This is a genomic window from Streptomyces sp. NPDC060064 (assembly GCF_042736455.1).
In the GTDB taxonomy this organism is placed as follows: domain Bacteria; phylum Actinomycetota; class Actinomycetes; order Streptomycetales; family Streptomycetaceae; genus Streptomyces.
The window spans coordinates 22607-42689 of sequence record NZ_JBHWWF010000019.1; the positions used below are offsets into that span (position 1 = coordinate 22607).

16 protein-coding genes are annotated in these 20083 nt (G+C 71.2%); 5 read left to right on the forward strand and 11 right to left on the reverse strand.

Features of this window, described 5'->3' with window-relative positions:
* Positions 1-74: 74 nt before the first annotated feature.
* Positions 75-2903, forward strand: a complete 2829-nt coding sequence (locus tag ACFWDI_RS22515; protein ID WP_385306473.1) for a DEAD/DEAH box helicase — start codon at positions 75-77, stop codon at positions 2901-2903.
* A gap of 66 nt (positions 2904-2969) precedes the next feature.
* Here the strand turns inward: ACFWDI_RS22515 and ACFWDI_RS22520 are convergent, their stop codons facing one another.
* From ACFWDI_RS22520 to ACFWDI_RS22545, 6 genes are all read right to left on the reverse strand, one after another.
* Complete coding sequence (locus ACFWDI_RS22520) at positions 2970-3365, reverse strand: nuclear transport factor 2 family protein (protein WP_385306308.1); 396 nt, start codon at positions 3363-3365, stop codon at positions 2970-2972.
* 96 nt (positions 3366-3461) lie between these two features.
* Positions 3462-4571, reverse strand: coding sequence for an LLM class flavin-dependent oxidoreductase (locus ACFWDI_RS22525; RefSeq protein WP_385306309.1), 1110 nt, complete (start codon positions 4569-4571; stop codon positions 3462-3464).
* Positions 4572-4744: 173 nt separating this feature from the next.
* Positions 4745-6385, reverse strand: a complete 1641-nt coding sequence (gene atzF / locus ACFWDI_RS22530; protein ID WP_385306311.1) for an allophanate hydrolase — start codon at positions 6383-6385, stop codon at positions 4745-4747.
* 231 nt (positions 6386-6616) lie between these two features.
* Positions 6617-10150 (reverse strand): 5-oxoprolinase/urea amidolyase family protein, encoded by a 3534-nt coding sequence (locus ACFWDI_RS22535; RefSeq protein WP_385306313.1) that lies wholly within the window; start codon positions 10148-10150, stop codon positions 6617-6619.
* Positions 10147-10752 (reverse strand): urea amidolyase associated protein UAAP2, encoded by a 606-nt coding sequence (locus ACFWDI_RS22540; protein ID WP_385306315.1) that lies wholly within the window; start codon positions 10750-10752, stop codon positions 10147-10149. The genes ACFWDI_RS22535 and ACFWDI_RS22540 overlap by 4 nt, the downstream gene beginning before the upstream one ends.
* The gene (locus ACFWDI_RS22545) at positions 10749-11573 is read right to left on the reverse strand and encodes an urea amidolyase associated protein UAAP1 (RefSeq protein WP_385306317.1); all 825 of its coding nucleotides are present in this window, start codon (positions 11571-11573) and stop codon (positions 10749-10751) included. Before ACFWDI_RS22545 ends, ACFWDI_RS22540 begins: the two co-directional genes overlap by 4 nt.
* 172 nt (positions 11574-11745) lie before the next feature.
* Here ACFWDI_RS22545 and ACFWDI_RS22550 point away from each other — a divergent pair, with 172 nt between their 5' ends.
* Complete coding sequence (locus ACFWDI_RS22550) at positions 11746-12372, forward strand: TetR/AcrR family transcriptional regulator (protein WP_385306318.1); 627 nt, start codon at positions 11746-11748, stop codon at positions 12370-12372.
* 172 nt (positions 12373-12544) lie between these two features.
* Here ACFWDI_RS22550 and ACFWDI_RS22555 read toward each other — a convergent pair whose 3' ends face one another.
* Positions 12545-13486, reverse strand: coding sequence for an ADP-ribosylglycohydrolase family protein (locus ACFWDI_RS22555; RefSeq protein ID WP_385306320.1), 942 nt, complete (start codon positions 13484-13486; stop codon positions 12545-12547).
* Positions 13487-13564: 78 nt separating this feature from the next.
* Between ACFWDI_RS22555 and ACFWDI_RS22560 the strand changes: the two genes are divergently transcribed.
* Entirely contained in the window at positions 13565-13801 is a 237-nt protein-coding gene (locus ACFWDI_RS22560; RefSeq protein ID WP_385306322.1) for a hypothetical protein, read from the forward strand.
* A 39-nt stretch (positions 13802-13840) separates the two neighbouring features.
* Here the strand turns inward: ACFWDI_RS22560 and ACFWDI_RS22565 are convergent, their stop codons facing one another.
* Positions 13841-15439, reverse strand: a complete 1599-nt coding sequence (locus tag ACFWDI_RS22565; RefSeq protein WP_385306324.1) for an amino acid permease — start codon at positions 15437-15439, stop codon at positions 13841-13843.
* 230 nt (positions 15440-15669) lie between these two features.
* Between ACFWDI_RS22565 and ACFWDI_RS22570 the strand changes: the two genes are divergently transcribed.
* Positions 15670-15948, forward strand: coding sequence for an NAD(P)-binding protein (locus tag ACFWDI_RS22570; RefSeq protein WP_385306325.1), 279 nt, complete (start codon positions 15670-15672; stop codon positions 15946-15948).
* Complete coding sequence (locus tag ACFWDI_RS22575; protein WP_385306327.1) at positions 15945-17207, forward strand: class I SAM-dependent methyltransferase; 1263 nt, start codon at positions 15945-15947, stop codon at positions 17205-17207. Before ACFWDI_RS22570 ends, ACFWDI_RS22575 begins: the two co-directional genes overlap by 4 nt.
* Positions 17208-17250: 43 nt before the next feature.
* Here ACFWDI_RS22575 and ACFWDI_RS22580 read toward each other — a convergent pair whose 3' ends face one another.
* The 3 genes from ACFWDI_RS22580 to ACFWDI_RS22590 are packed head-to-tail and all read right to left on the reverse strand — an operon-like array spanning position 17251 to position 19962.
* Positions 17251-18621 (reverse strand): cryptochrome/photolyase family protein, encoded by a 1371-nt coding sequence (locus tag ACFWDI_RS22580; protein WP_385306329.1) that lies wholly within the window; start codon positions 18619-18621, stop codon positions 17251-17253.
* Positions 18622-18634: 13 nt separating this feature from the next.
* Positions 18635-19381, reverse strand: a complete 747-nt coding sequence (locus ACFWDI_RS22585) for an anti-sigma factor domain-containing protein (protein ID WP_385306331.1) — start codon at positions 19379-19381, stop codon at positions 18635-18637.
* Positions 19378-19962 carry a sigma-70 family RNA polymerase sigma factor gene (locus ACFWDI_RS22590; RefSeq protein ID WP_327322410.1) on the reverse strand — a complete coding sequence of 195 codons (585 nt, stop codon included), beginning with the start codon at positions 19960-19962 and terminating at the stop codon, positions 19378-19380. Before ACFWDI_RS22590 ends, ACFWDI_RS22585 begins: the two co-directional genes overlap by 4 nt.
* Between the last annotated feature and the right edge of the window lie 121 nt (positions 19963-20083).

A 20083-nucleotide genomic window follows, 5' to 3' on the forward strand; every position in this document is an offset into this window, starting at 1 on the left:
CCGTACCGGTACTTGCCCCGGTCAATTAAAGATCGCGCTCACTGTCAGAGGTGACGGGTAGGCTCGTGAGCAAGATGACCGAGGACCTCTCTCCCGCTGAGCGCTACGCCGCTGCCCGTATCCGCGCCGCTGAGGAGGCCACTGCGCTGGCCCCCTTCCGAGCGCTGTACGAATTCGACCTGGACCCCTTCCAGATCGAAGCCTGTCAGGCCCTGGAAGCGGGCAAGGGCGTGCTCGTCGCGGCGCCCACCGGCTCCGGCAAGACCATCGTCGGCGAGTTCGCCGTCCACCTGGCTCTTCAGCAGGGCCGCAAATGCTTCTACACCACACCCATCAAGGCACTGTCCAACCAGAAGTACACCGACCTCGCCAGGCGCTACGGCGCGGACAAGGTCGGCCTGCTCACCGGCGACAACAGCGTCAACTCCGAGGCACCGGTCGTCGTGATGACCACCGAGGTACTGCGCAACATGCTGTACGCGGGCTCGCAGTCCCTGCTCGGCCTCGGTTATGTGGTCATGGACGAGGTCCACTACCTCTCCGACCGCTTCCGCGGTGCCGTCTGGGAGGAAGTGATCATTCACCTCCCCGAGTCGGTGACCCTGGTGTCCCTGTCGGCCACCGTGTCGAACGCCGAGGAGTTCGGCGACTGGCTGGACACCGTCCGTGGCGACACCGAGGTGATCGTCTCCGAGCACCGGCCCGTGCCGCTGTGGCAGCACGTCATGGCCGGCCGCCGGATGTACGACCTCTTCGAGGAGGAGACCGACCACGGCGGCCGCGGTGTGACCCGGCGCGAGGTCAACCCCGATCTCGTACGCCTGGCGCGGATGGAGAACCAGCGCACGTACAACCCCCGCGACCGCCGACGCGGCAAGATGGTCCGTGAGGCGGACCGTGAGCGTGAGCGGCGTCAGCGCACCCGGATCTGGACGCCGGGACGGCCCGAGGTCATCGAGCGGCTCGACGCGGAAGGGCTGCTGCCCGCGATCACCTTCATCTTCAGCCGGGCGGGCTGCGAAGCTGCCGTACAGCAGTGCATGTACGCGGGGCTGCGGCTCAACGACGAGGAAGCGCGGCTCAAGGTGCGCGAGATCGTCGAGGAGCGGACCGCCGCCATCCCCGGCGAGGATCTGCATGTCCTGGGTTACTACGAGTGGTTGGAAGGTCTGGAGCGGGGCATCGCCGCGCACCACGCCGGCATGCTGCCGACCTTCAAGGAGGTCGTCGAAGAGCTCTTCGTACGCGGTCTGGTCAAGGCCGTCTTCGCCACCGAGACACTGGCGCTCGGCATCAACATGCCTGCCCGCTCAGTGGTGTTGGAGAAGCTCGTCAAGTGGAACGGCGAGCAGCACGCCGACATCACCCCTGGTGAGTACACCCAGCTCACCGGCCGGGCCGGACGGCGCGGCATCGATGTCGAGGGCCATGCGGTGGTGCTGTGGCAGCGGGGCATGGACCCGGCCGCGCTCGCCGGTCTCGCGGGCACCCGCACATACCCCCTGCGCTCCAGCTTCAAGCCCTCGTACAACATGGCCGTCAATCTGGTGCAGCAGTTCGGGCGCCACCGCTCGCGCGAGCTGCTCGAGACGTCGTTCGCGCAGTTCCAGGCGGACAAGTCGGTCGTCGGCATAAGTCGCCAGGTGCAGAAGAACGAAGAGGGGCTCGAGGGCTACCGCGAGGGCATGACCTGCCACTTGGGGGACTTCGAGGAGTACGCACGGCTGCGCCGTGAGCTCAAGGACCGCGAGACGGAGCTGGCCAAGCAGGGCGTCGCACAGCGGCGGGCCGCCGCGGCCTCCTCGCTGGAGAAGCTGAAGCCCGGTGATGTCATCCATGTCCCGACGGGCAAGTTCGCGGGCCTCGCGCTGGTGCTCGACCCGGGCATCCCGGCCGGACGCAGTAACGGCCACCGCGGCTTCGAGCAGCACGACGGCCCGCGGCCGCTGGTCCTGACCGCCGAGCGGCAGGTCAAGCGGCTGGCGTCGATGGACTTCCCGGTGCCGGTCGAGGCGCTGGAGCGGATGCGGATCCCGAAGTCCTTCAATCCGCGCTCGCCCCAGTCGCGGCGCGATCTGGCGTCCGCGCTGCGGACGAAGGCCGGCCACATCGTTCCCGAGCGGCACCGCAAGCAGCGGGCCGCGGCAGCCGACGACCGTGAGATCACCCGGCTCCGTGCGGAGCTGCGCGCGCACCCCTGCCACGGTTGCGACGAGCGCGAGGACCATGCGCGGTGGGCTGAGCGGTACCACCGGCTGCAGCGCGACACCCAGCAGCTGGAGCGGCGCATCGAGGGGCGTACGAACACCATCGCCCGTACCTTCGACCGGATCGTGGCGCTGCTGACCGAGCTGGACTATCTGCGTGCGGACGAGGTCACCGAGCACGGCAGGCGGCTCGCCCGGCTGTACGGCGAGCTGGATCTGCTGGCGAGCGAATGCCTGCGTGACGGTGTGTGGGAGGGACTCAGTCCGGCCGAACTGGCCGCGTGCGCCTCGGCGTTGGTGTACGAGGCGCGGCAGTCGGACGACGCGGTGGCGCCCAAGGTCCCGGCGGGCAAGGCGAAGGTCGCACTCGGCGAGATGGTGCACATCTGGGGCCGGCTCGACGCCCTGGAGGAAGAGTTCAAGATCAACCAGGCGGAGGGTGTCGGACAGCGCGAACCCGATCTCGGCTTCGCCTGGGCCGCGTACCAGTGGGCCTCCGACCGGAGCCTGGACGAGGTGCTGCGCGAGGCGGAGATGCCTGCCGGCGACTTCGTCCGCTGGAGCAAGCAGGTCATCGACGTCCTCGGCCAGATCGCGGCAGCCGCGCCGCGCGAGGGCAGCACGGTCGCCAAGAACGCGCGCAGGGCGGTCGACGCGCTGCTGCGGGGTGTGGTGGCGTACAGCTCGGTGGGCTGAGCGGGACGACGCACGACGGCCCCGTTCACCACCGGCCGCTGGTGAACGGGGCCACAGCGTTTCCGGTCAGTTCCAGAACCTGTCGGACTCGTCGATGTCTTCGAGGCACTGGTCGATGTCGGAGATCTTTCCGCCGACGATCGTGAAGAACAGTCCTTCGCGCATTTCGAGGCCGTGGTCACCCCGGTCGGCCCGGGATGTGTGGAAGGACATCACATGGCCGCGCCCGTCGGCGAGCACGGCTTCGAGCTCGATCAGCATGGTGCCGTTGGTCTCCTCGCCGAACCTGCGGTAGAGCTGGAGAACGGCGTCCCGGCCCTTGTGGTGCCCGGATATCGGGCTGCTTCCGGGTACGTGGTGGACGACATCCGCCGTCATCAAGGAGCCCAGCGTCTCCATGTCACCTGATCCGAACGCTGCGTAACCCCGGCGTATCAGGGCACAGTCCGGGTGTTCAGCCATAGCGATTCCCACCTTCCGTCCCTATGGATCCCTCTTTTCCCATCATCCGCCGGGTCCAGAGGGCTGTCCACGCAAGGTGCCGGGGCCCCGCCGTCGTCACGCGGCGGCGTCAATCGCCTTCGCGGCGTCGCGCTTGGCGACTTCCTCACGCACGATCGGGATCACCTGGCGGCCCAAGTCGATCGCGTCGTCCAGCAGGTCGTAGCCACGGGCGGAGAGAATCTCCACGCCGAGGTCGTAGTAGTCGAGCAGTGCCCGGGCGACGGTCTCGGGCGTGCCGACGAGCGCGGTGGAGTTGCCCGCCCCGCCCGTTTCGGCCGCGGTCGGCGTCCACAGCGCGCGGTCGTGCCGCTCGCTCTGCGCGGCGACGGCCAGAAGGCGCTGTGAGCCCGTGTTCTCCGGGTCCTCGAGCGGGTGGCGGCGGCTGAGCGGCGCGCCCGCCTTGCGTGCCTTGATCCGGTCGAGGGTCCGGTACGCCTTCTCCCAGGCGAGTTCCTCGGTGGGCGCGATGATCGGCCGGAACGCCACCTGGATCTTGGGGACGTCGGTGCGGCCCGCCGCCTTCGCGGCCGCCTTCACCGACTCGATCTGCTGAGCGGTCTCGGCGAGGGGCTCGCCCCAGAGGCAGTAGATATCGGCCTCGGCGCCACCGGCCTCGTAGGCCGCGGGCGAGGAACCGCCGAACGAGACGCGCGGATGCGGCTGTTGTACGGGGAAGGTGTCGCTCACGAAGTCGCTGAAGCGGTAGTGCGTGCCCTCGTGGTCGAAGGGCTCATGGCTCGTCCAGGCCTTCTTGATGATCTGGATGGCTTCGCGGGTACGGGCGTAGCGCTCGTCCTTGGTGAGGAAGTCGCCCTCGCGCTGCTGCTCGTGGTCGTTGCCGCCGGTGATGAAGTGGACGGCGAGCCGGCCGTCGCTGATCCGGTCCAGCGTGGCGAAGGTCTTCGCGGCGAAGGTCGGGTACGAGACGTTGGGGCGGTGCGCGACGAGAATCTGGAGCTTCTCGGTGCGGGCCGCAATGTACGCGGCAGCCGGGGAGGGGTCGGGTGAGCCGGAGCCGTACGCGAACAGGACGCGGTCCCAGCCGTGGTCCTCGTGGGCGCGGGCGAGCTTGAGCGTGTACTCCTTGTCGAAGGACGGCCCGGAACGGGGCGTGACTTCGGAGCCTTCATTGGTTGCGGCGATGCCGAGAAACTCGACGGGCATGGTGCGGCCTCATATCTCGTGGTGCGGTGACGTGGTCAGTGGCCTGGAGCCGGTGTGGAACCGTCAGAGGCAACACGAGGCGGACCACACACGACCGAAGTCGATGTGGTCGCGGGTGACCAACCGCAGCCGAGGGCGCATCTGCCCAGTGGAACAGGCGTGTTGGGGCCGAGTCAACTGTTTCTGTACGCTCGCCAGCCGCCGTGCTCCGTGATGTCGACGGCGTCGTCGAGGGCGGCGGGTTCGCAGAGGAAACCGGGGGCGGTGGTGCCGTCGGCCAGTTCCAGGCGGCCGATCGCCATGGGGCGGGGGAGGGCGGCGGTGAGCGTGCCGAGGCCCTCCGGAGGCAGCTCCCAGATCTCGGCCTCGATATGCCGGCCGCCGCTGTCCACATGGACAAGGCCCGGCTTGGGGGGGTCGGTACGCAGGGCGAAGAGCCGGTAGGCGGGGGCTGTGGTGGTGGTACGGATCAACCGGGCGCCGAGGGTGAGGAGTTGGGGGTTGAGGGGCTGGCCGGTGAGGTGGACTCCGACGACGGCGAGGCGAACGGGCGGAGTGAGCAGTGCGGCGATCCGGGCGAGTCGGTCGTCCGTGCCGGCCGGGCCGATCAGCATGACGCCGAAGGGGCGGGCGTCCACTTCACCTGCGGGGACGGCGACCGCGGCGAGGTCGAAGAGATTGGTGGAGTTGGTGAACCGGCCGAGCCGGGCATTGGCGCCGAACGGGTCGGCGGCGACGTCGTCGAGGGTGGGGTGGCCCGGGGTGGTGGGCAGGAGGAGCGCGTCCGCTTCCGCGAGGGCGGTCATGGCGCGGGCGCGGAGGACGGCGAGCCGGGTCTGGTCGGCGAAGAGCCGATGGGCGGGGATGTCGCGGGCGCGGCGGATGATGGCGGCGACGGTGGGATCGAGATCGTTCGTTTCCTTGTCGACAAAGGCGCCTGTGGCGGTATAGCGCTCGGCGACGAATGCGCCGTCGTAGAGGAGCGCGGCCGCCTCGGTGAAGGGGGTGAGGTCGACGGGGCTGAGGCGGGCGCCGGCGGCCGCGAGACGGTCTGCTGCCGCTTCGTATGCCTCGGCCCAGCCCTCGTCCATGGCCCCGAGCTGCTCCGCCGGCGGCACAGCGACCCGCCAGGGGCCGGGCGTGCGGTGCGGGGCCGCGCGGCCGGGTGGCGTGGCGATGAGGGCGAGGGCGAGTTCGGCCTCGGGGAGTGTGCGGGCGAAGACGCTGACGCAGTCGAGGCTCGCGCAGGCGGGGACGACGCCGTCGGTGGGGACGAGGCCTCGGGTGGGCTTGATGCCGACGATGCCGTTGAAGGCGGCGGGGACACGGCCGGAGCCGGCGGTGTCCGTGCCGAGCGCGAGGTCCGCGATGCCGAGGGCGACGGCGACAGCGGATCCGGAGCTGGATCCTCCGGCGATCCTTGCCGGGTCGTGGGCGCTGCGAACCGCGCCGTACGGCGAGCGGGTGCCGACGAGGCCGGTGGCGAACTGATCCATGTTGGTACTGCCGAGCACGACGGCACCGGCGGCTCTGAGCCTGGCGACGGAGGGGGCGTCGGCGGGCGGGTCATAGGCGTAGGAGGGGCAGCCGGCGGTGGTGGGGAGGCCGTCGATGTCGATGTTGCCCTTGACGGCGACGGTGCGGCCGGCGAGGGGGAGTTGCTCACCGGCGGCGACGCGCGCGTCGACGGCACGGGCGTCCGATTCGGCGTCGGCGCGGGGGCGGAGGGTGATCCAGATGTCGGGCCGACGGGCGCGGTCGATGCGGTCGTATGCGTCCCGGACGCGGGCGAGGGCGAGGGCGGTGGTGGGCATGGGGGGCGGCTCCTTGGGGGGGGGGGGGGGGGGAGTACGGGCTGGGAATCTTGTCCCCCACCCCCCTTCACCGGGGCTCCGCCCCGGACCCCGCGCCTCAATCGCCGTGGGGCTTGATCTTCCGCCGGACGGGCTGAATCTCTCAGCCCGTCCGGCGATTGAGGACTGGGGGTCTGGGGGCGAAGCCCCCGGTTACGGGAAGGGGCGGGGTGGGGGAGGACCCCGCCCCGGTCAGGGGTTCGTGGGGGTCAGGATGGCCAGCGGGGTGCCCGCTTCCACCTGGGTGCCGGGCGTGACCAGGAATCGCGCGACCCGCGCCGCGCACGGCGCGTGCACGCGGGATTCCATCTTCATCGCTTCCAGCGTCAGCAGCGGCTGACCGGTCGTGACAACAGCCCCCGGCTCCACGTTCAACTGCCAGACCGAGGCCGCGAATTCGGCCTCCACGACCTGCCCGCCCGGCGGAACGTCCAGTTCAGGGACCGCGGGCGAGGCGGGCGACTCCGCGCGGGTGAACTCGCCCGCCGCCTCCCATGCGTCGCGTTCCGCCCCGAACGCCCTCGACTGGCGGGCGCGGAAGGACGCGATCGACTCCGCGTTCTCGGCGAGGAAGCGCTGGTAGACCGCCAGCGAGAACGTTCCCTCCTCGATACGGGGCGTGAAGCGGCCCGCCGCCATGTCCGCGCGAAGTTCCAGGAGTTCGTCCGCCCCGACCGCGTACCACTTGATCCGGTCGAAGAAGCGCAGCAGCCACGGCCGTTCCTGCCAGCGTGACCACACCTGAGTCGTACGGCCCACGAACTGATAACCGCCGGGCCCTTCCATGCCGTAGACGCACAAGTACGCGCCGCCGATCCCGACCGAGTTCTCCGCCGTCCATGTCCGGGCCGGGTTGTACTTCGTCGTGACCAGCCGGTGCCGCGGGTCCAGCGGCGTGGCGACCGGTGCGCCCAAGTAGACGTCGCCCAGTCCGAGTACGAGATATTCCGCGTCGAAGACCGTGCGGTAGACGTCGTCCACCGAATCGAGGCCGTTGACGCGGCGGATGAACTCGATGTTCCACGGGCACCACGGCGCGTCGTCCCGTACCCCGGCCATATAGCGGGCGATCGCCTCCCGCGTCGCCGGGTCGTCCCAGGACAGGGGGAGGTGGACCGTCCGTGACGGCACCACCAGGGCGTCCGAGGGCGGGAGTTCGGACTCGAGGCGGGTCAGGACGGAGAGGAGGGCCGACTGGGAGAGGGCCTCCGGGTCGATCTGGATCTGGAGCGAGCGGATGCCCGGCGTCAGATCCACGACGCCCGGCAGCCCCTCTGCCGCCACCGCCTCGGCCAGGGCGTGCACCCGCATCCGAAGAGCGAGATCCAGCTGCATCTCCCCGTACTCGACCAGCAGATTGTCGTCCCCGCTGCGGCGGTACGTGACCGACTCGCCCCGCCCGAGGATCCCGCCGTCGACGATGATCCGGCGCTTCTCGCCCTCGACCGTCACAGGGACGAACCTGACGGTGTCCCCCGGCCGCAGCTGGCCGAGTTTCCAGCGCTCCGCCTTCAGAATCGTCGCCGGGCAGACGAAGCCGCCGAGCGACGGGCCGTCCGGGCCCAGCAGCACGGGCATGTCTCCGGTGTAGTCGACCGCGCCGACCGAGTACGGAGTGTCGTGGATGTTGGACGGGTGCAGTCCCGCCTCCCCGCCGTCCGTCCGCGCCCACCGCGGCTTCGGGCCGATCAGCCGCACGCCCGTGCGCGCGGAGTTGAAGTGGATCTTCCATTCGGCGGCGTAGAAGTCGTGGATGTCCTCCTCGGTGAAGAACTCCGGTGCGGCGTGCGGGCCTTCTGTCACCGCGATGTGCCAGATGTTCGGGAAGGCAGGGCGCTCGGCGTGCGGGACGGGCGCGCCGGCAACGCCCGGGCCGGTCACCGCCCCGGCAACGCCCGTGCCGGACACCGCCGCCGTGCCGCCGTGCAGGACATCGCCCGTACGCAGCGCCCGGCCGCCGTGGCCGCCGAACCGGCCCAGCGTGAACGTGGCCGCGCTGCCCAGGAAGTCCGGGACGTCCAGACCGCCCGCGAACAGGATGTAGGTGCGCAGACCCTGGCCGCCGGGGGTGCCGACGGCCAGTGAGGAACCCGCGGGGACGGTGAACGGCTCCCACTGGCGGACCGGTTCGCCGTCGACCGTCACCGGAGCGGGCGCGCCCGCAACGCAGACCGTCGCCGCGTGCGTGAACCGCAGCGTCGGGCCCTGCAGCGTGCACTCCAGTCCTGGCGTGCCCTCGACGTTGCCGAGCGCGCGGTTGCCGAGGCGGAACGAGCGATCGTCCATCGGCCCCGACGGCGGCACGCCGACCTGCCAGTAGCCGGTGCGGCCCGGCCAGTCCTGGACGGTGGTGAGGGTTCCCGACGCCATGACCTCGATCCGCGGCGTCGGGTCGCTGATCGTCGCCAGCGTCGCGGTGTTGTGTGCGGCGGCCCGTACGGACGCGTCGGCGAGCGCGGCCCGCACCAGGCCCAGATTCGTCTCGATGCCGTCGACGCGGGTCGCGGCCAGCGCGGAGTCCAGCCGGTCGATGGCCTCGGCACGATCGGCGCCGTACGCCACGACCTTCGCCAGCATCGGGTCGTACGCCGTCGTCACCTCTGTCCCCGTCTCGACCCAGGAGTCGACACGTATGTCGGTGGGGAAGGACACCCGGGTCAGCAGGCCGGCGCCGGGGCGGTGGTCGCGGCTCGGGTCCTCGGCGTAGACGCGGGCCTCGACGGCGTGTCCGCGCGGTGCGCCCGGCTCGCGTACGACAGCCGTCTCGCCCTGCGCGAGCCGCAGCATCCACTCGACGAGATCGACGCCATAGATCTCCTCGGTCACCGGATGCTCCACCTGGAGGCGGGTGTTGACCTCCAGGAAGTACGCCTCCTCCCGGGCCGCGTCGTACACGAACTCGACCGTGCCGGCCGAGCGGTATCCGACACTGGCACACAACTCCCGTGCACAGGACGTCAGTTGTGTGCGTACGGAATCGGGCAGACCTGGCGCCGGGGCCTCCTCCAGCACCTTCTGGTTGCGCCGCTGGAGGGAGCAGTCGCGGTCGCCGAAGGTGACCACCCGGCCCTCACCGTCGCCGAAGACCTGCACCTCGACATGGCGGGCGCGCTCGACCAGGCGCTCCAGGAAGACGCCGGCCGAGGAGAAGGAGGCCGCAGCGACCCGGTGCACCCGCTCCCACGCGTCGGCCAGGCCCTCGGCATCGTGCACGGCCCGCATGCCGATGCCGCCACCGCCGCCCGTCGCCTTGAGCATCACCGGGTAGCCGATGCCGTCCGCCGCCGCCAGCGCGGCGGCCAGGTCGGGCAGCAGCCCGGTGCCGGGGGCGAGCGGTACGCCCGCGGCCTCGGCGGCGGCCCGCGCGGTGTGCTTCGCGCCGAAGAGTTCCAGCTGCCCGGAGGTCGGCCCGACGAACACGAGCCCGGCGTCCTCGCAGCGGCGCGCGAAGTCCGCGTCCTCGGAGAGGAAGCCGTAACCGGGGTGGATGGCGCCCGCGCCCGTGTCCTTCGCGGCCCTGAGTATGAGATCGGCGTCGAGATACGACTCCTTGGCGGGCGCGGGGCCGAGCCGTACCGCCTCGTCGGCGAGCCGGACATGGGGTGCGGCGCGGTCGGAGTCGGAGAAGACGGCGACCGTACGCAGCCCGACGCGGCGGGCGGTGCGGATGATACGGACGGCGATCTCGCCCCGGTTGGCGACCAGCAGTGTGTCGAACGCGGTCATACGGCGGCCTCGCTGATCGTCATCTTGACGGCGGTCGGTTCGAATCCGTTGCACGGGTTATTGATCTGAGGGCAGTTGGAGACGAGGACCAGGACGTCGGTCTCGGCGTGCAGGGTGACGCGCAGCCCCGGCGCGGAGATGCCGTCGACTATGCCGAGCGTGCCGTCCTTCTCGACCGGGACGTTCATGTACCAGTTGATGTTGGAGACCAGATCGCGCTTGCCGAGGCCGTAACGCGCGCCCTCTGCGAGGAAGTTGTCGACGCAGGCGTGCTGCGACCAGGTGTGGTGGCCGTAGCGCAGGGTGTTGGACTCCTTGGAGCAGGCGCCGCCGACCGTGTCGTGTCGTCCGCAGGTGTCCTCGGTGACGGTCATCAGCGGGGTGTGCTCGTTCGACATCAGCACGCTCCCGGTGGTGAGGAAGATGTTCCCCTGGGCGTGGACGGTGTCGGCTGCGCTGTAGCGGACGGCAGTGTCGTGGGCGTCGTACACCAGGAAGTCCACGGCCTGATTGCCGTGCAGATCGGTGATGGTCAGCTGCTCACCGGCGCGGACGACGGCGGACCAGGCGGCGCGGGCGGGTACCACGGTGGTCGCGCTCATGCGAGTCCCCTCGAGGCAAGGAAATCAACGGTGTTGGCGTAGGCGCGGCGTCCCTCGGGTGAGGCCTCCCGGAGCGGATCGCCGGGCGCGGTGGGCGCGGCGCGCCAGGCCAGCACCTCCAGCGCCGTGCTGGTGTACTCGGCGCGCGGGTCCAGAGGATGCGGGACGTTCGCGATCAGCACCGTCAGATCCTGCTCCGCGCGGAGCGTCACGGAGGCTCCGGGGCCGGCCGATCCGGTGAAGTCCAGTGCGCCGTCGTCCCGTACCTCCACGCCCTGGAAGAAGGAGAGGGAGGGCGGGAGATCGCGCGGCTCCAGTCCGTTCTTGAGCGCGGCGAGCTTGAGGAGCTCGCGGCCGGCGGGGGAGGCGGACTGGGGTGAGCCGTCCCCGTACCGCTGTGTGTTGCGTACGAGCGTGGAAGTGCCGCACAGGGCGTCGTGCCGGCCTCCGGTGTCCGTGACGAGAGTGGCGAGTACGCGGCCCTGGTCGGAGAGGAGCAACTGCCCGGCGCGGAGGTAGGCGTTCCACTGGACCTTGACGGTGTCGGCGGCGTTGAGGCGTTCCCACGGTCGCCCGTCCACGTACAGCAGCACATGCGCGCAGGCGTCTCCGTGCAGGTCCGTGAGCCGCAGCTCAGTGCCGCGGGCGAGCACGCGGTGGGTGTAGTTGCCGCCCGCGACGGTCTCGGCCCACACCAGATGTCCGGCCCCGCAGGGCGGCGCGGGCCAGTCGGTCGCGGGCACGACCGGCATGGCTTCGGCGCGGGCGCCGTCCTGCGCACGGGCGTGGTCGCGGGCCCCGTATGTCGTCGCGGTCGCCATTGCGGCGTACCTCCTCCGGCTCGGCAGTCATTTCTGTCGCGCGACAGAAATTAGGCGGAGGGGGAGTCTGGGCCGTTGCCCGTCCGTTGCCGGTCAGTTACGGAACGCTCACCGGGACCTTGCTCGAAGGGGTGTGCGGTTGGCGCTCCGAGGGTGTGCGACGATCGGCTGCATGGGCACCACCACAGGACGACGGGTCGGGCGGCCGCGCGCGGAGCAGCGGCCGGACAGCGGGCTGTCCGCGCGCGACGAACTGCTGGCCGCGGCGGCCGAGTTGTTCACGACGCACGGCTACGCGGCGACCACGACGCGGGTGGTCGCGGAGAGCGCGGGGATGCGCCAGGCGACGATGTACCACTACTTCGGGGGCAAGGAGGACCTGCTCGCGGAGCTCCTCGAGTCGACGGTCACGCCCTCCCTGACCCTGGCGCGCGACCTGCTCGCGGACGATACGCGCCCGGCTCAGACGCGCCTGTGGGAGCTGTGCCGCTCGGACGTGGAGCTGCTGTGCGGCGGGCCGCACAACCTGGGCGCGCTGTATCTGCTGCCGGAGGTGCGGGGCGAACGCTTCGCCGGCTTCCACCGGGTGCGGGCGGATTTGAAGGACGCGTACGGGCAGCTGCTGGGGGCGACGGCGGCGGGGGCCGAGCTGGACAAGGGCGAGCTCCAGCTCCGTACGGACCTGGTGTTCGGGCTGATCGAGGGCGTGATCCTGGTGCACAGGTCGGATCCGGAGCGGGCGGTGGGGGTGTTCGCGCGGGCGACGGCGGATGCGGCGCTGCGGATCGCCGGGGCGTGAGGTAGGGCGCGGTTTTCCTCACCCCGCCCCTTCCCGAAACCGAAGACTGCCCCCCGGGCCCCTGGCGGGCGGGCTGCACAGGGGCTGACACGCCACACCGCCGCCGAGCGGCGGCCTCGCGCCGTCGGAGACCCATCGGCCGCCCCGCACAGGCCCGGCCCTCTGGCGGCCGTCACGACTCCAACGCCTCGGCCAGCCACGTCAGTTCAGCCAGTCGCAGCACCCGGCCCCCGTACCCCGGCAGCGGTACGTGCAGCGGCTCCAGCCATCTCGTCGGGATGGCCCCGATCCCGTACACCGCCCCCGCCAGCATGCCCGTCACCGCCGCCACCGTGTCCGTGTCGCCGCCCAGGTCGATCGCCGCCGCCACGGACTCCTCGTACGACGCCGTTGTACGCAGTGCCCAGAGCGCCGAGCCCAGGCACGGCCATACCGCGCCGTTGAACTCCGTCGCCTCGTCCGGGTGCCAGTGAGCTGCGAGTACCTTCGCCCATCCGGCGCGGTGGTCCGCGTCGACCAGCTGCAGCGTCGGCGGCACGGCGGTGAGCGGATCCGCTCCGTCCAGGGCCGCGCGGACCAGTTCGTGGAGGATCGCCGTGCCCTCCCACGCCGCGCGGTCACCGTGGGTCAGCGCCGCGATCCGGCGGGCGGCCGCCATCGTGGCCTCGCGTCCCGCGCCCGCGAAGTACACCGCCGAAGTCGAGGCCCTCATCACGGAGCCGTTCCCGGCCGCCCGGCCCGTGATCTGGAAGTGCAGCGGTGCCGCGAGGTCCCACGGCGAGCCGTTCGTCAGCACGTCCTCGGTCTGGAGGCCGATGTCTTTGGGATCGTCCGCCGCCCAGCGCTGGAACCGGCCGAAGATGTCCGGCAGATCCAGTCCGTTCCGTTCCAGCAGTGATGCGCCGACCAGCACCGCCATCTGTGTGTCGTCCGTCGCTTCGCCGGGGTCCCAGCCACCGCCCCCGCACATCTCGCCCACGCCGTCCGGGAATTGCGTGGTGTAGACGCCCGGCTCACGGAACTCGAAGGGCGCACCCAGCGCGTCGCCGACCGCCGAGCCTACGACTGTGCCGATCACTCGGTCCATGCGGTTGACGCGGTCCACGCGGTTCATTCCGCCAGCGTAGAGAGGCTCAGCGGCGAGCAGCACGCCGCATCCGCCCCCGCGCGGCGCCGAGGGTAGCCTGCGGTGATGAACAACTGGCTGCCGGACTTCGAGCCGCTACCCGATCCCGAGGCCCTCATCGCCCCGGAGATCACCGAGACCGAGTGCAGGCAGTGCGGTACCCGCGTATCCGGTCTCGACGGGCGCTACGCATGCGGAGTGTGCGGCTGGGTCAACGACCACACGGAAGGGCACCGGCCGCTTCCGCCGGCCGAGGACGACGCCGATTTCCCGCGCAGGAGGGCCAGGGCCGGCAAAGCCTGAGGCGCGCGACGGGGCGGCACCGCGCGACCACGGCGCCGGCTACACCGCAGCCTCCGGCAGCCCTCCAGCGGCACCGGCCTCCGGCGCCGGCCCGGCCTTCGGAGCCGACTTCGACCGGCGCGCCCGCCACGCGCGCGCAATCGCTCCGAGTCCCAGCGTGCCCAGCAGGAACAGCACCGTGAACCACTGGAAGTACCAGTGCCCGCCCGACGGGTCGTACACCGCCGCCCGCGGCCAGGCCAGGTTCACCGTCATGAACAGGCCGTACGCCAGTGCCACGATGTTGACCGGCAGGCCCCAGCGGCCGAGCGAGAACAGGGGGCGGCCCGACTCGTCCACCTCGTCGGCGCCGGGGCCGCGGGCCCATTCGCCGCGCAGTCTGCGTACCAGCATCGGGCCCGTCACCATCGCGTAGGCCAGATACAGCATGGCGATGCAGGTCGTGCCGATGGCGAGGAAGGCCTCCGGCGAGGCGAGGTTGAGCAGGCCCAGCGCCGCGGCCGCCGCGCCGACGGCCAGCGCGGGGCCGGCCGGCATTCCGGTGCGCGGGGAGACTTTCGCGAGGCGGGCAGAGAAGGGCAGCACGCCGTCGCGCGCCATCGAGAAGAGCATCCGGGCGCCCGCCGTCTGGATGGCCAGCGTGGCCACCGCGATGGCGATCACCACATCGATGAGCAGCGCCTTGCCGACACCGTCGCCGAGGCTGCTCGTGAGGACGTACGACAGACCCTCGGTCGCGAGCCGCCCGTCGGTCAGACTCGGCGCGGCCAGCAGCCCGCCGAGCAGCAGCAGTGCGCCGAGTACACCGGCCGAGACCAGCGCGAGAAGGATCGTGCGCGGGGCGGTACGGCGAGGGCTGCGGGTCTCCTCGCTGAGTTCGCCGGCGCTGTCGAAACCGATGAGGACGTACGCCGCCGTGAAGGAGCCGACGAGCAGCGCGCCGATCGCTCCGCCCTGGCCGCCGGTGTGCAGGGTGACGCCCGCGCCACGCTCGGAGTGGGTCAGGAGCAGCACCACGATCAGCACCGCGCCGATGATCTCCGCGGTCACACCGATGCGGTTGACGGCGGACATGACGCGGTTGTCGAGGAGGTTGACGGCGGTGGTCAGGGCGAGGAGTACGACCGCGAGCAGCGCGGCGTTCGCGGCGCCCGACGGCGTTACGGGCGACGGGTCGCCGCCGAACAGCTGGAAGCCCGACCAGATCGCGGGGAGTACGACCTGGAGTGCCAGGGCTGCCGCGGCGACCACCACGATCTGGCCGATCACCATGATCCAGCCCGCGAACCAGCCGAAGGACGGTGTGCTGAGCCGCGTCGACCACTGATAGATCGCGCCCGACAGCGGGTAGCGGGCGGCGAGTTCGGCGAAGCAGGCCGCGACCAGCAACTGCCCGGCCAGCACGGCGGGCCAGGTCCAGAAGAAGGCCGCGCCACCGAAGGAGAAGCCGAACGCGAAGAACTGGAAGACCGTGGTGAGGACGGAGATGAAGGAGAACCCGGCGGCGAAGGAGGCGTACCGCCCCATGCTGCGGTGCAGCTCCTGCCGGTAGCCGAAGCCGGCCAGCGCGGCCGTGTCGCCGCCGCGGTCGTTCTCCGGGGGATCGGGTCGTACGTCGGTGGGTGCGGTGACGGTCATGGCAGCCCCTGTCGCTGATTCCGGTTGTTGATTCCGGTCGGGTGACAGAAATTAGGGACAGGCTGTTTCACCGGTGTCACACGTCCATGTCCGCGCGGGGCCCAACTCCTCACGCCCGTACTCCTTGTGCGCCGTCCGCCGAAAGATCTCCCCGTCGACCAATCCAACGCCCCCACCGCGCCGAATGAACGGTGGACGGCGGTGCCGGAGCCGGCCGGGAGGGAGCGGGAATGACAGCGAAGCGGCGGCGTACGGCCGCTCTCGGCGGTGGAGTCGCAGGGCTGAGCGCCGCGTACGTGCTGCGGCGCTCGCACCAGGTGTCGCTGTACGAGGCGGACGACCGGCTCTGCAGGCATACGCAGACCCCCCTGCTCCGTGCGGCCCTGCGCAACCCCTCTCCACCCCGGCCGTATCCGCCGGTATCCGGTTCCACGGCATCCGCCTCCATCTGCGCGGACCGCCCGTACAACCTCGTTCCCGCCATGTGCCCCCAGGAGGGTGTGAAGTGAGCGTGACCGTGTCCTCGGCACCATCGAGAGCCGCTTCCGTCGACGCGCGGAGCTGGCCCGACGTGGCCCGGCTGCCCCGGACCTCCCGGCTGCGGACCGCCGCCGCCGAACGGCTCGTCCTGCGCGCGCTCGGCAGGCTGCCACTACGGGTCCGCCTCGCGGGCGGCGAGCCGATCGGCCGGGGCGGGCCCCTCATGGAGGTGCACAATCCGCAGGCATTCTTCCGCCGTATCGGCGCGAGCGGACTCATCGGCTTCGGCGAGTCGTACATGGCGGGCGAATGGGAGGCCCGTGACCTCGTGGGCGTACTGGCCGTACTCGCCGAGCACCCCGCGACCCTCGCCCCCGAGCCGCTCCGCCGGCTGCGCGGAGCCTGGGCGCCCACGCGGCAGGCCGGGCACCGCAACACGTCCGACGGCCCCCGCGCCGGCATCGGCCACCACTGCGACCTGTCGAACGAGCTCTTCGCGCTCTTCCTCGACGAGACCCTGTCGTACTCCTCCGCCCTCTTCCGCGGTTTCCCCGCCGAACAGAATCTGCTGCCCGCCGCCCAGCACCGCAAGATCGACCGGCTGCTCGACCTGGCGCAGGTCGGATCCGGCACTCAGCTGCTCGAAATCGGCACAGGCTGGGGTGAGTTGGCGATCCGGGCGGCACAGCGCGGCGCCCGCGTGCTGACCGTGACCCTCTCGAGTGAGCAGCATGCGCTTGCGCGGCGACGCGTCCACGAGGCGGGGCTGGCGGACCGGGTGACCGTCCTGCTGCGCGACTACCGCAAGGTGCTCGGCCGCTACGACGCGATCGTCAGCGTGGAGACGATCGAGGCCGTCGGCGAGGAGCTCTGGCCGGAGTACTTCAGGATGCTGGACCGGCTGCTCGCGCCGGGCGGGCGGATCGCGCTTCAGTCGATCACCACGCCGAAGGAGAGGCTTCCGGCCTCCCGAACCAACTGCACCTGGATCCAGAAGTACATCTTCCCGGGCGGGCTGTTGCCCTCGACCGAGGCGATCGAGCAGGTCGTCACCGGCTGCACCGGACTGCGGGTGGCCGAGCGGTACGGCTTCGGCCCGCACTACGCCGAGACGCTGCGGCTGTGGCGCGAGCGCTTCGCCCACCGAGCCGCAGCGGTCGGCGCCCTCGGTTTCGACGAGACCTTCCGCCGGATGTGGACCTTCTATCTCGCCTCCTCCGAAGCGGGCTTCCGCTCCGGACGGCTGGATGTGCAGCAACTGCTGCTGACGAAGGAGGGGGCGGTGTGAGGACCGCCCTGCCCCGGGTGCCCGGGACCCGGGGGATCTCCGATCAGTGCAGGCCGCGGGCCCGCTCGAACCGCGCCCGCCCTTCCGCCGGTTCCACCAGCGGATCGGGATAGTCGAGCCGGGCCCGGTCCAGCCCGTCGAGATTCCACGGCTGGTGCACGGCGGGCCCGGCCAGCTGTGCGAGCTCAGGAACCCAGCGGCGTACGTAGTCGCCCTGCGGGTCGAAGCGCCTCGCCTGAGCGAGCGGATTGAGGACACGGTTGGGGCGGGTGTCGGTCCCGGTGCCCGCCACCCACTGCCAGTTGAGCTGGTTGTTGGCGATGTCCCCGTCCACCAGCAGATCCAGGAAGTGGCGGGCGCCGATGCGCCAGTCCATGTACAGAGTCTTGGTGAAGTAGCTCGCCGCCAGCAGCCGCCCGCGGTTGTGCATCCAGCCCTCGTGCAGCAGCTGACGCATCGCCGCGTCCACGATCGGGCAGCCGGTGCGGCCCGCCTTCCAGGCGGCGATCGCCTTCTCGTCACTGCGCCAGTGGTCGCCGCGCGCACGGTAGTCGGCGTGGGCCGCCCCGGGCCGGGCCGCCAGGACCTGGTGGTGGAAGTCCCGCCAGGCGAGCTGCCGTACGAAGGCGTCCGCGCCAGGACCGCCCTTGCGCCGTGCCCGGTGGACGAGTTCGGTGGCGGAGAGCGTGCCGAAGTGCAGATGCGGTGAGAGCCGGGAGGTGGCATCGCCCGGCAGATCGTCGTGCCGCGCCGCGTACGCCGCGATGCCCGCGTCCGTGTCGGCGAGCCAGGCGGTCAGCCGCCGTCGGCCCGCCGGCTCGCCGCCCTTGGCGAGGCCGGGTGACACGCCGGTCACCGCGGTGCGGCGCGGCAGCGGATGGCCGGCGAGCTCGGGGACCGGCACCGACCGCGGCGCCGCCATGGTCTCGCGCAGCCCGGCCGCCTCCCACCTGCGGAAGTACGCCGAGAACACCGCGAAATGGTCGCGGTCGGCAGGTGTGACCCGCCCCGGTGGCAGCGCGGTGACCACCGCGTCATGGACGTGCAGGGCACAGCGCACCGCCGCCAGCGCACTGCGCAGCTGCTCCTCCCTGCGTACGGCGTAGGCGCTGACTCCGGCGGCGACATGCACAGCGCGGGCCCCGGTCTCGGCGACGACCCGGCAGACCTGCTCGGCGACATGGCCGGTACGGATCACCAGCCGACCGCCGCGTTCGTGCAGCCCGGCATCGAGCGAGGCCAGGCAGTCGGCGAGGAAGGCGCGGCGGTTGGGTGCGTCGAAGCCCGCTTTCCGGATGCCCGGATCCAGCACGAACAGCGGTACGACCTCGTCGGCGCCGCGCAGTGCCGCACGCAGCGCCGGCTGGTCGTGCAGCCGTAGATCGGAGGTGAAGAGCATGACCGCAACACTCATGCGCCGTCCTTCCTCAGGCGGGGAAGCTCGTCAGGGCAAGGGGGGCGGAGGTCGGCTGGGGGGAGCCGCCCGCCGGTTCGACGGTGATGCCCATGCCCGAGGCGGTGTTCACCGGTCCGTCCATCAGGACGGCGTTGGTGGTGGTCGCGGGGTCCATCAGCCCCGCCGAACGCATCTTTCCGCTGTCGCTGAACCAGAGTTGGTAGACCTTGCCCTGCGGCGGCTTCGGCAGGTCGGAGGCGAGGAAGGCCGCCTTGTTCCTGTCGCGTGAGACGACCACTGTGCCGGTCGCCCCGTCCTTGAGCTTCACGGCGCTGACCCTCGCGTCCGGGGCGGCGAGCACCGAGGCCAGCTCCTCGGCCTGCTGCTGAGAGCGCTGCGCCAGGTCGCGTGCGTCCTGCGCCTCCTGGTGCTGCCAGACGGCCACCCCGCCGAAGGCGGCGGCAGCGGCGAGGCAGGCCGCGAGCGCGAAGCGCGACAGAGCCCGGCCGCGGTTGCCGCCGGGGCGTGCCCGGCGTGAGATCCGCGGCGGAACCTGGCGCTCCGCGGAGACCTGCCGCATCACCCGCTGCTTGAGCGCGGGCGGCGGCGTCACGGCCACAGCGAGCCCCAACTTTCCGACGGTGGCGGCCAGTTCTCGTACTTCCTGCGCGCAGGCCGGACACACCTCCAGATGCCGCTCGAACTCGGCACGCTCGTCGGGCGCCAGCGCGTGCAGCACATAGGCGCCGGTCAGCGTGTGCAGATCAGCGATGGTCATGCGCTCACCCCCAGGCAGTCGCGCAGCCGGATGAGCCCGTCGCGCAGTCGTGTCTTGACCGTGCCGAGCGGCACGGAGAGCAGTTCGGCCACTTCCCGGTAGGCCAGCCCCCGGTAGTACGCGAGCGTCACCGACTGCCGCTGCAGCTCGGTCAGGCTGCGCAGACACCGCCGTACCTGCTCACGTTCGAGGCGGGCCTCGACCTGCTCGGTGACGTCGTCATAGGCCGGCGTCCGTTCGAGCAGCGCCGCTCGCCGCTCGCGGTCGCTCGCGGACTGTGCCGACCGGACCCGGTCCACGGCTCGCCGGTGCGCGAGCGTGAGAATCCAGGTCATCGCCGATCCGCGGGACGGCTGGAAGCGGGCTGCCGTACGCCAGACCTCGATCAGCACCTCCTGGGTCACCTCCTCCGACTGGGCGGGGTCGCGCAGCACGGCGCGCACCAGCCCGAGGACAGGTCCGCAGACACTGTCGTAGACCCGGGAGAAGGCCTCCTGGTCGCCTCTGGCCACCAGGCCGAGCAGTTGCTGCAGATCGGGACCCGCCGAGGTCGGGCCGCCGATGTGTACGGCTTCTTTCACGCGCACTTTCCTCCACGGTGTGGATGAGTGGACGGACAGATTTCATCAGGCATTCGGAGCCGATGGCCAGGTGGATTGGTACAGGGTTCGCAGCTGATTCCAGGCGGATGGTTCGGGTGCG